1 protein-coding gene is annotated in these 1,811 nt (G+C 63.3%); it reads right to left on the bottom strand.

What is annotated here, in order from left to right:
* Positions 1-1,007: TCP-1/cpn60 chaperonin family protein (locus tag AC1DVT_RS19995; RefSeq protein ID WP_477391111.1), on the bottom strand; the 1,007-nt coding region annotated here is incomplete at its 3' end.
* Positions 1,008-1,811: the final 804 nt, after the last annotated feature.

A 1,811-nucleotide genomic window follows, 5' to 3' on the forward strand; every position in this document is an offset into this window, starting at 1 on the left:
TCGGCGATGATGACGAGCTCCTTGCCGTCCTGGATCACCTTGTCGACGATCGGCAGAAGGTCCATGATGTTCGAGATCTTCCGATTCGCGATCAGGATGTACGCGTCCTCGAAGACGGCTTCCTGGCGCTCCGGGTCGGTCACGAAGTAAGGGTTGATGAAGCCCTTGTCCAAACGCATGCCAGAGACCTGAGACACCGACGGGGTCCTGGAGAACGTCCCGACCTCGACAACAATGGCGCCTTCCTTGCCGACCTTGTCGATCGCCTCGGCGATCAGGTCGCCTATCTCGCTATCGCCGGAGGACACCAACGCCGTGGCGGCAATCTCCTCCCTCGAGGTCACCTCGCGGGCGTCCTCGAGGAGCTGGTCGTTGATGGCCTTGACAGCCTTCTCGATGCCCTTCTTGAGCGAGATGGGGTCGGCTCCGGCTGCGACGTTGCGCAGGCCTTCGCGAACGAGCGCCTGAGCCAGGACGGTAGCCGTCGTGGTGCCATCGCCGACGACGTCGTCAGTCTTCTTGGCGACCTCCTTGACGAGCTCCGCGCCGATCTTCTCGAACGGGTCGTCGAGCTCGATCTCCTTGGCGATCGAAACGCCGTCGTTCGTGATCGTGGGAGCGCCCCACTTCTTCTCGAGCACGACGTTGCGGCCGCGGGGGCCCAGTGTCACCTTGACTGCGTCGGCCAGAATGTTCAGGCCGCGCTCGAGGCCACGGCGGGCCTCCTCATCGAAAGCGATGATCTTTCCCCGGCCGGGTGCCCGGGTCGATGGAACGACGGCAGCAGTGGTCGACCCCGCCGCGTCCGTACCTGTGGCAACGATAGGCCCAAGTGCCACCGCAGACTCCGCTTCTGCTGGGTCGCCTATCGTTTCCTGAACCCCAAACGGGTCAAGTGTGGTGATACGCGCACGCAACGCGGCCGCTTGGTCGACTCGACCGAGCATCTCAAGGTTTCTTGCGCGTACTTCGAGAACTGCGTTTAGCGCGTCTGTCTGGCTTGCCATCGTTCGTCACCTCCCCTACCGATATTGTCCCGTCGGTGTAGTCCTTCATCAGCGATTCGGCCATCAGGCGATCCGCGCGAGTCGGCCAGTTTGAGGTCAGCAACCCGTTCAAGATTCTCGCGCCCTCCACAACTAGACCCGGATCGCCGGATCTGATCCACTCAGCGGCTTTCCCATATCGCTCAAATCCGTGTGAGCGGGCGCCGTGAGCGCGTGTGATCGCGTTCCCCTGTGCTGCAACCATGCTGGCGACGATTGCGCCCAGCAGTGCAAGGACGGCAGCGATGAATGTGGCAACAGCGCCTGGATCACCCGCTGCCCACGCCACGAAGTCAGCCCAAGGCCCGGCCGACACCGCAGTAGGTGTGGTCGGCGAGGGCGTCGGATTCACGGGCAAGAGCCTATCGGCCGACCCGACGCTCAGGTCACGCGTCAGGTCCCGGTCGCGAGGCGAAAGTCGCTGGACGATCGTTCATCAGCAAGGCGATTCTCCGATGTGCTCTCCCCGGCCCACAGGGTTCCTGTTGTGTTGGGCGAGCATAGAGATCATGGCTGACTCAATCAGTCGCGGCGATTGGAGCGCGTAACGAGCTCAACCCGACGTCGGGCCGGATGCCCGCAAAGGGATCCGAATCAACGCCCTCGCCCCGCTCGCGACCGGCCGCTTGCGCGGCGTTGCGCGCATGTGGATGCGCGGTGAGTTCCTATCCCTCGGCGTCATCCTCCGGCGATTGGAAGGACCCCGCCACGAGCGCATCGACAAAGGCGGGGTAGAGGTTGTCCCACTCGATCTCTGAACAGACC

This window comes from Microbacterium sp. P2_F9 (assembly GCF_056403635.1).